This is a genomic window from Streptomyces sp. NPDC088732, from assembly GCF_044751205.1.
Taxonomy (GTDB): Bacteria; Actinomycetota; Actinomycetes; order Streptomycetales; family Streptomycetaceae; genus Actinacidiphila.
On sequence record NZ_JBIVLI010000045.1, the window covers coordinates 23,361 to 32,080 of the forward strand.

The 8,720-nt window shown below is 71.7% G+C and carries 8 protein-coding genes and 1 pseudogene; 5 read left to right on the forward strand and 4 right to left on the reverse strand.

Features of this window, described 5'->3' with window-relative positions; translation table 11 throughout:
• Positions 1–2: 2 nt before the first annotated feature.
• The 4 genes from ACIP9H_RS41390 (at position 3) to ACIP9H_RS41405 (ending at position 4,464) form a co-directional block, all read left to right on the forward strand.
• Positions 3–1,427, forward strand: a complete 1,425-nt coding sequence (locus tag ACIP9H_RS41390) for an AMP-binding protein (RefSeq protein ID WP_401597577.1) — start codon at positions 3–5, stop codon at positions 1,425–1,427.
• Positions 1,424–3,223, forward strand: coding sequence for an AMP-binding protein (locus tag ACIP9H_RS41395; RefSeq protein WP_401964153.1), 1,800 nt, complete (start codon positions 1,424–1,426; stop codon positions 3,221–3,223). Before ACIP9H_RS41390 ends, ACIP9H_RS41395 begins: the two co-directional genes overlap by 4 nt.
• Positions 3,224–3,226: 3 nt before the next feature.
• Complete coding sequence (locus ACIP9H_RS41400; RefSeq protein WP_401597571.1) at positions 3,227–3,871, forward strand: LmbU family transcriptional regulator; 645 nt, start codon at positions 3,227–3,229, stop codon at positions 3,869–3,871.
• Between the two features lie 143 nt (positions 3,872–4,014).
• A complete protein-coding gene (locus ACIP9H_RS41405) occupies positions 4,015–4,464 on the forward strand; it encodes an HIT family protein (protein ID WP_401597569.1) in 450 nt (149 codons plus the stop codon).
• Positions 4,465–4,594: 130 nt separating this feature from the next.
• Here the strand turns inward: ACIP9H_RS41405 and ACIP9H_RS41410 are convergent, their stop codons facing one another.
• From ACIP9H_RS41410 to ACIP9H_RS41425, 4 genes and pseudogenes are all read right to left on the reverse strand, one after another.
• A complete protein-coding gene (locus ACIP9H_RS41410; RefSeq protein ID WP_401597567.1) occupies positions 4,595–5,851 on the reverse strand; it encodes an MFS transporter in 1,257 nt (418 codons plus the stop codon).
• Between the two features lie 182 nt (positions 5,852–6,033).
• Positions 6,034–7,011 (reverse strand): TauD/TfdA family dioxygenase, encoded by a 978-nt coding sequence (locus ACIP9H_RS41415; RefSeq protein WP_401597564.1) that lies wholly within the window; start codon positions 7,009–7,011, stop codon positions 6,034–6,036.
• Between the two features lie 400 nt (positions 7,012–7,411).
• On the reverse strand, positions 7,412–7,723 hold the full coding sequence (locus tag ACIP9H_RS41420) for a hypothetical protein (protein WP_401597561.1): 312 nt from the start codon (positions 7,721–7,723) through the stop codon (positions 7,412–7,414).
• A 425-nt stretch (positions 7,724–8,148) separates the two neighbouring features.
• Positions 8,149–8,412, reverse strand: a pseudogene (locus ACIP9H_RS41425) (transcriptional regulator); the annotation flags it as partial.
• 167 nt (positions 8,413–8,579) lie between these two features.
• Here ACIP9H_RS41425 and ACIP9H_RS41430 point away from each other — a divergent pair.
• On the forward strand, positions 8,580–8,720 hold a 141-nt coding region (locus tag ACIP9H_RS41430; RefSeq protein WP_401964158.1), incomplete at its 3' end, for a transposase.

Consider the following 8,720-nt stretch of genomic DNA (forward strand, 5'->3'; position numbering starts at 1 on the left):
CCGTGCGCCCTCATCTGTGGAGTCCCTGGAAGTCCGCCGGGACCGAACCGTCCCGCCTGGCCGTCGTGGCGGGATCCCAGTCCTGCACCTTCGGAGAACTGACCGCGCGGGCCGACGCCCTGGCCCGGGGACTGCGTGCGCGCGGCCTGCCCGACGGCAGCGTCCTTTCCACGGACATCCCGACCGGCCCCCGGTTCTTCGCCCTCGCTCTGGCGGCCCTCGCCCACGGTTACGGGCTCTTCCCTGTGGAGGCCGGACTGCTGCGATCACCCACCGGCTCCCGGTTGCTGGCCGACATGCGCGTCGCCCTGCACGTGACGTCCTGGCCCGCGGAGCAGTGCGCGGGCACGCCGCCCCACCCTGTCGCCGACGACGAAACCCTCGTCGACGCGGGCACCTCGGACTCTCCCGTTCCGTTGCGGGCCTCCGTCGCGGCCGGGTACCTGGCGTTCGCCACCTCCGGCACGACGGGCGTGCCGCAGGCGGTGCCCCGGGTGCGCCCCGCACGCCCGTACCTCGGCGTCGCGGTCGAGGAGCGGTACGCGGCGGGGCCCTCCGTGGGCCCGCATCTGATGGCCAATCCCACCTACCATCTGGGAACGCTCGGTCCGGCGCTGTACGCGTTGCAGGCGGGCAGCACGGTGGTCGTGCAGCAGGAATGGTCCGCGTCGGAGTTCACGACGCTGGCCGATCGTCACGCGGTGGCCAGCACCATGCTGAGCCCCGACCTGCTGGTCGACATCGTGCGGGCCGGCCGTGCCCCCGCACAGCCCCTCCGGGCGGTCTTCCACGGCGGCGCCTCCTGTCCGCCCGCCGTGAAGCGAGCGGCCATCGGCCTGCTGGGACCGGTCCTGCACGAGTACTACGGCACGTCCCGCAGCATCCTGACGGAGATCGGCACGCCGCAGTGGCTGACGCACCCGGGTTCGGTCGGGCGTGCGCTGCCCGGCATCACCCTGACCGTCGAGCGGGACGGAGAACACCTGCCCGCCGGCGCGCCGGGCGAGATCACCGCCCGTCTGCGAGCCGCTGACAGCGCGTCCGGCTCCGACGGGGTGCTGCGCACCGGCGACCTCGGCTACCTGGACGAGGACGGCTACCTCTACGTCCTCGGTCGCATGGGCACGTCCGGCGGACACGACGAGGCTCTGCTGGAACACCTGGTCCGCCAACTGCCCGGCGTCACCGACGTCGCCGTGATCGGCGGACCGACCGGCCCCGCATCCGTCTGCCACGTGGAGACCCCCGTGACGCAGGACGCGGCCGGCCTCGTCGCGGCGATCGGCGCGGCCACCGCCGCGTGGGGCCTGCCGCTCCCCCAGGTCGTCCCGCATCCCAGCGGTAGCCTGCCCCGGACTCCGAGCGGGAAGATCCGGCGCGCGGCACTGGCCTCGGACGGGGCTGGTACCGGTCAGAGGCACCGGTGAGCACCGCCCGGCCCGGTAGGGCTCGTACGGCCTACGACTGGCTGACGCGGCACGCGACGTCCCGGCCGTCGGCAACTGCCGTGACCGCCTGGCGGGACGGGGCGATACGCGAAACGATCGACTACGCGGGACTGACCGCACTGGTCGAGCGGGCCGCCGCGGCCCTGGCTGCTCAGGCCCCTGATGCCGGCGACCGGGTCGTGCTCGCCCTGCCCAACGATCACACGTTCACAGCGGCCCTGCTGGCCTGCGCGGCCGCAGGCCTCATCGCGGTCCCCGCGCCGCCCTTGACCGCGGACGCACATCCGGCCGCTCTGGCGCGCCTGCGCGGAATCGTCGAGGACTGCCGTCCCGCGCTCGTGCTCAGCCGCGCCGGCCAGGCTCGGGACGGGGACACCGCCGCGATCGCCGGCCTGCGACGGGTCGTCGCCTGGGACGACCTGATCGCGTCCGCCGGGATCCCGTCGGGTCCACCGCGCCCCGCCCGGCAGTGTGCCGTCGCGCTGCTCCAGTACACGTCCGGTTCGACGGGCGCTCCCAAGGGAGCCGTCATCACCCACCGCGCGCTGCGGGCCAGTTGCGCCCAGGCCGCCAGGATCTACGGCGAGAGTCCGCACGACACGTCGGTGACATGGGTACCGCTCCACCACGACATGGGTCTGGTCACCGGGGTGCTGCGCCCGCTGTTCAGCGGCTACGCCTCGGTGCTGCTGCATCCGCGGGAATTCGCCCGGTCCCCTCTGTCCTGGCTGCGCGCGCTGACGGCGGTGCGCGGGTCGATGTCCAGCGCGCCCGACTTCGCCTATGCGCTCTGCGTCCGCAGGGTGTCCGCCGAGCAGGTGCGTCAACTTGACCTGACGGCGTGGCGGATCGCACGCAACGCCGGCGAGGTCGTCCGGGCGGACACCGCGGAGCGGTTCGCGGCGCACTTCGCGCCCGCGGGCTTCCGCCCCGACGCCTTCTGTCCTTCGTACGGCATGGCGGAAGCGACTCTCACGGTCACCACCGGCACCCCGGACGATCCGGCGCTGCGGCTGGCCGTCGACCGGGCGGCCCTTCAGGCCGGCCAGGTCGTTCCGTCGACCGAGGCCGGCGGCTCCCGGTCCGTGCTGCTCTCGTCAGGACGGCCTCTGCCCGGCACGCAAGTGGAGATCAGCGACCACGAGGGCCGGACGGAGCGGCACGCGGTGGTGGGCCGCATCCGGATCCGCGGGCCGCAGATGTTCTCCGGTTACTGGCCGAGCGCCGCTTCCAGGGCCGGAACGGCTGACGCGGCGCACGACCGGGACGCGGTGGAAGACTGGCACAGCACGGGTGATCTCGGCTTCGTCCATCGCGGGCACCTGTTCGTCCTGGGGCGCGGCGACGACACGGTCGTACAGAACGGGCGCAACTTCTATGCTGCCGACATCCGTGCCGTGTGCGCCGGTATCCCAGGTGTACGCCCCGGCCGCTGCGTGGCCTTCACCACCGGCGGCCTTGGCTCGGACGCACCTGGCACCGCCCGGGTCTGCCTCGTGACCGAAGTCGACGCCTCCGCCGCCGTCAGAGCGTCACTGGCCCAGGAGATCAGAGGGCGCCTGGCCGTCGAGCTCGAACTCTTCGTCCATGACGTCGAGTTGCTCGGTCCCGGGCAGCTGTCCCTTACGACGAGTGGCAAGCCCCAGGTTTCCGAGACCCGAAACCGACGGGAAAGCCGGGCATCCGGCGTCCGTGACACGTGCGGTCGCCCCACGGGCATCGCCGACGGCACGCCGCCGGGACCCGGGCCTCCCGGCCCGACATCCAAGGAGTGACCCATGCACCCGATGGCAGCATCCACCCCGCGTCGCGCGGCCGGCCTGAGAAGGGCCGCGGACGGTGCGGCGTCCCTGCCCGCCATCGCGCGCCTGCATCTGGACGGCTCCGCACGTGCGCTGCCCACCGCCCTGCAACTCCCGCGCGATCTGCCTCTGGCCGCCTGGCTGCGGCTCGGCGGGCAGCTGCAGTCGGCCGCCGATTCGTCGTCCTGGTGGCTCGGTGACTGGCTGGTGCACGGCAGTGTGAGCTATCCGAACCGCTACCGCGAGGCGATGCGGAGCACCGCGCTCGACTACCAGACCTTGCGCAACTACGCCTGGGTGGCGAGGAAGTTCCCCCCGTCACGGCGGCGCCAGGAGCTCAGCTTTCAGCACCATCAGGAGGTCGCCGCCCTGCCTCCGGAACAACAGGACCTGTGGCTCGACCGGTCGGCGGAACACAGGTGGCCGAAGGCTGAACTGCGCCGCCGGCTGCGTGCCGAGGCACCGGGCCGCGCTGTACCGGCCGATCGCACGGCCAGGCTCAGCCTGGAGGTCGCCGAGGAGCGCTGGGAGCAGTGGCGGCGGGCGGCCGAGCGCGAGCGTCGCGACGTGGGCGAGTGGCTCGCCGCCCTCGCGGACCGGGCGGCACGCGAGGGCACATGACAGGCCTACCGGTGCATACCGGCATGTCCGGAGCCCGCCACGGATGTCCCGTACCTCGAGCCGGATCAGTGCGGCACCTTCTCCTGTACAGCGGTGAGCTGCTTTCCTGATGGGCAAGTGACCGCGTGGCAGGAGGAGGAAGGGTGACGGACGAGGACTGCGTTTTCTGTTCGCTCGTCGCAGGCCGTGTCGCGGCGAGCATCGTCCACGAGGACCAGCGGGTCGTCGCCTTCATGGACCACCAGCCGGTGACTCCTGGGCATGTGCTCGTCGTCCCCCGGGCGCACGCGCAAGGGCTGGAGGATCTCGACATCACCGCTGGGACCCATATGTGGTCGCTGGCGCACCGCGTCGGACGGGCTCTGCGCCGGTCGGGTCTGCGCTGCGACGGCGTCAACATGTTCCTCGCGGACGGAGAAGCCGCCTTCCAGGAGGTCTTCCACGTCCATCTGCACGTGTTCCCCCGTTTCGCCGGCGACGGCTTCACCATCGGCGCCGACTGGCGTGTGCGGGAACGTGACGTCCTCGACGAAGCTGCGGCCGCCGTGAGAACGGGACTGACGCGGCTGGACGGACGCATGGAGGCCGTCTGATCCGCCGGGACTTCCGCACCCGCTGTGCCGGGCCTGCCGCGCGGCAGCCACCTTCGTCGTCACCGCACCGGGTGCCTCACGGCTCGCCGTGGCCTCCCGGCCCCATGGGGCGCGCGGCCCACAGGGGCCGTCAGCGGGACCCGGCGCGTGCCGCGGAAGGCCCGGCGGCGGAGTGCTGGGAACCGACGCCGCGTGCGGCCGTCACGCAGAGCGTGAACAACAGGACCGCACCCATGACGAAGGGAGCGCGCAGGCCGAACACGTGCGCTACGACGCCACTGGTGAGCGCGCCGACCGCACTCGCGCCAGCGATGATCATCTGGTACGCCATGTTGACCCGGCCGAGCAGGTGGTCGGGAACGATGCTCTGACGTACGGAGACGGCCACGACGTTCCAGGACAGCATCGCCGCGCCGTAGCAGGCGATGAAACCGCAGAACGCCAGGCGGGACGAGACGGCGCCCGCCAACGCCACGGATCCCGCCTGGCCGGCCATGGCCAGGGTGAGCGTCCTGCCGGCGCCGAGCCGGTCGGACACCCGCGCGACGACGGCGGCCCCGGCGATGCCTCCCACCGCGAACCCCACCATGACGAGTCCGTAGCCGAGACCACTGATACGGAGCTCCTCACGGGTGTACAGCACCAGAACGGTGGTGAGTGCGGTGACCACAAGGTTGGCGACGCCTGCGGCTACGCACAGCAGCCGCAGGAGACGGTGATTCCAGAGCCAGCCGACGCCCTCGATCACTTCCCGCCGCAACGATGTTCGTCGCGTGGGGCCGGTCGTCCGCGCACGGTAGTCCCCGGGCAGAAGTGCGATCAGCACGGCAGCGCACGCAATGCACGCCGTCTGCGCCGCGAAGGGCGCCGCGACAGACGCGGCGAACAGCACCGCACCCAGTGGCGAGCCCAGGAGGTTGCCGGTGACCTGCGCCGTGGCCTGCAGTGCCGCGTTCGCGCGGGTGCGGCCGACCGGTTCGACGACCGCGGGCACCATGCCGCCCCACGCACCGACGTACATGACCTGCCCGGCTCCGAGGAGCAGAGCCACCGCGCCGAGCAGGGGTATCGACGCGCGCCCGGTGAAGACGGCGAAGGTGAACGCCGCGGCGATCACGGCCCGCAGGGCGTCGGAGATCCACAGCACACGCCGGCGGTCCAAGCGGTCGGCGACGACTCCGGATATCAGGCCGAGGACGAGCCAGGGCAGTTGCTCCGCGAAAAAGACGAGGGAGACGCCCCTCGGGTCGCCGGTGAGCCGCCCGGCGAGCAGGGGCATGGCTGTCAAGGCGATGCCGTCGCCGAGGCCGGCCGCGGAGACGGCGCTCCACAGCAGGCGGAACCGGGGGCCGAGAGGCGCTCGCGGTGGGCGCGGGGAAGCCGGCATGGGATGACACCGTTCCTTCCTGTGGGCCGGGGTTCTGACGGGCCGAAGTGACAGGGCCCGATTCAGAACCGGGCGGACCGGCGAGGATGCCGGGCGAGCGGCCTGAGCCCCTGCACGCCGTCGCCCGGATCGGAGCACGATCCGGGCCGGCGGGGTGCCGGGGCTCCTGGGCGCGGACGCCGTCACATCTCGATCGCGGACTGACCGTAGCCGTGCTCGTACTGTTCGGACGGCGGCCTGGTATCCCGTGCCGGGACCCGCACCAGAGCCCGCTTCAGCCAGCGGTCGGTGCCGTCGTAGCGGGCACGGAACGGGACACGTCCGTGCACGACGACGTCGTTGTCGACCACGAGCACGTCCCCGGGTTCGAGCACCGCCTCCACGGAAGCCGCGGCCAGCTGCTCCTCCAGGCGTCGGTACGCGTCCCGGTGGGCCTGGTCGGCCCGGTCCAGCGGCGTGTACGCCGGATCGAAGCGCAGGGTGAGCCCCTCGGGCGAGTCCCACAGGGTTCGCACGGGCGGTGGGGCTTCGTGAAACCCGGGAACGCTTTCGTAGGCGTCGTCGGGCAGGATGGGCAGGACCGGCATGGTGAGCCGGGCGAGGTCCTCGTCACCGATCCCGGTCCGTCGGACACTCGCCGCGGTGGTGGCCACGCGATCGTGGTTGCGCATGCAGCAAAGGAGCAGCAGGTGGGCTCGCTGGGGATGGAACGCGTCCTCGGTGTGCGGGCTCAGCAGCACCGTGCTGCTGGCGCCCGTCTGTTCGTGCTCGTGCCCCTCGGAGGGAACGATGTTGTTGACGATGCGTCCGCTCTGCTGCCCCTCCCATGCCAAAGGGCGTCCCATCAGATGAACGACCAGCAGCAGAACGACATCCCACAGCGCTCCGGCGTCCTCTGCCCGCGACCAGTGCAGGGGAGTCGGGCCGATCTCTTCGTCATCGACCGGCAGTCCACGTACGACGAACATCCCCGCGTCCGTGAACTGTGCTCGGAACCGGTCTCGTGTGGTGGAGTGCAGTTGCCGAGCGGCTTCCCCGAGCGAGGCGAACAGCTCGGGGCCCGTCGTGCCGCCGTGGTCCGCAAGGAGTTTCCCAGCGGCCGTGACCAGTTGGTGCGCTGCCTCCGGTGGCAGTGTTCGCAGGGGTATGTCGGAATGCATGGGAATTCCTTCCTGTGCCCATGGCGACACATGGCGACGAGGGGATGGAACGGACATGCGGTGGGCCCGAGCGCTTCCGGGCGTCCCGGTCCCGGTCGACTCCGGAACCACAACCACCGGTCGGCGGTGTTCGCCTGCGCGACGGCGACCTGGGCGATGGGCCTTGCGGTCGAGGGGGGGGCGGGGCGGGCCTTGTTCGGCCCGCCGCGACCCCATCGGGCGACTCTCGCCTCACAGCACAGCGATCGGCGACCGTCGCCGAGTTCGCGAACCGGATTCCGTCCCGCCCGCGTCTCGGCCTCTTCACAGGACCGATGACGTCGAGGTCTCGCCGGACACGGCGGACACGACCCGTCAAAGTGTGCGTCCCGGGGCGAACGGGCGGTGGCTTGCCTTGTGACTAGGGCGCCAGCGGCAGACGCTGGCCGCGCCACCCCTCGTGGTCCCAGCCAGAGGGGTCGACCGGCGCGGACGCCACCGCGTCCCCGCACTCAGCGGTACGCCACCCCTCGTGGTCCCAGTCGCAGGGGTCGACCGGCGCGGACGCCACCGCGTCCCCGCACTCAGCGGCACGCCACCCCTCGTGGTCCCAGTCGCAGGGGTCGACCGCCCCGGACGCCACCACGTCCCCACGCGACGCCGCGTTCAGGACTGCCCGCCCGGCCGTCTCCGCGGCGTAGGCCGTGCCTGCCGACCCAGCTATGCCGGTCACCAGCGCCAGCACTCCGATGCCTCCGACCGCGAGACGCAGTCGCCGGCTACCGATAAGCCTTCTGTTGGACTCGCCCATGACCGATTCCCTCCGAGAACTCCTGCCGCGTTGACACCTCCATGCTCACGAACCGAGATCGATGGACGGTCAACACACGTGAGGGCTCGGTCAACAATGGATGTACCGATGATGCGAGGCACCACAGCAAGGCGCGGCATGGACGCTCGCTGAACTGAAGCGCCAGGTCCCGGAGCTCGACCGCCACCGGAATCCGCCCGGCGGATCCGGATCTCAGGCCGCAGGTCACCATGCGGCAGCCGAGTACGGCGAGCATGCCCGGGATTGGTGCGGAACGCCTCTTCAGCCGGGGGTACGTCATGTTCAAGGTGACCTTCGCTCTGAAGCGGGGGCCGGTTGTTGTGCTGTCAGGCCTCACGGGCGTAGGAGGTGAGGCGTTCGGCGAACGCGGCGACCAAGTCGCGCAGCTCGGCGGGACGCTCGCCGACGAACGGCCGGTCGAGTGAGGCGAGGAGCGGCGGCAACCAGTCCAGCCGCTCCGCCCGCAGCTCGGCGCGCAGCCAGCGCTCGGCCGCCTGGTCCTCGCCCGCCGCAGGCGCTTCCTCCCCCAGGCTCGCGACACTGGCCGGAAGGCGGGCACGGATCTGTGCAACCGTGCCGTGGATCCGCAAGGTCGGGCTGGGAGGCCGCCGGCCACACGCTGCGCGAGCGCACCGCCGGCCCAGGCCAGCCCCACCTGTGCGGGTGCGCGGCCCAGTTCCTCGGCGACGTCCTTCATCGAGTGGTGGATCATGGTGGGGTGATACGTCGCCATGAACTCACCGACTGGTAGTGGGAGTTGCTCGCTCCGTTGATACCGCGGGCCGCCACCGGACGACCTCGCATGGCGGACCGGCAGGTCGTCAACGGCATGGTCTACAAGATCCGTACCGGAGTCTCCTGGCGTGACCTGCCCGAACGCTACGGGCCATGGCAGACG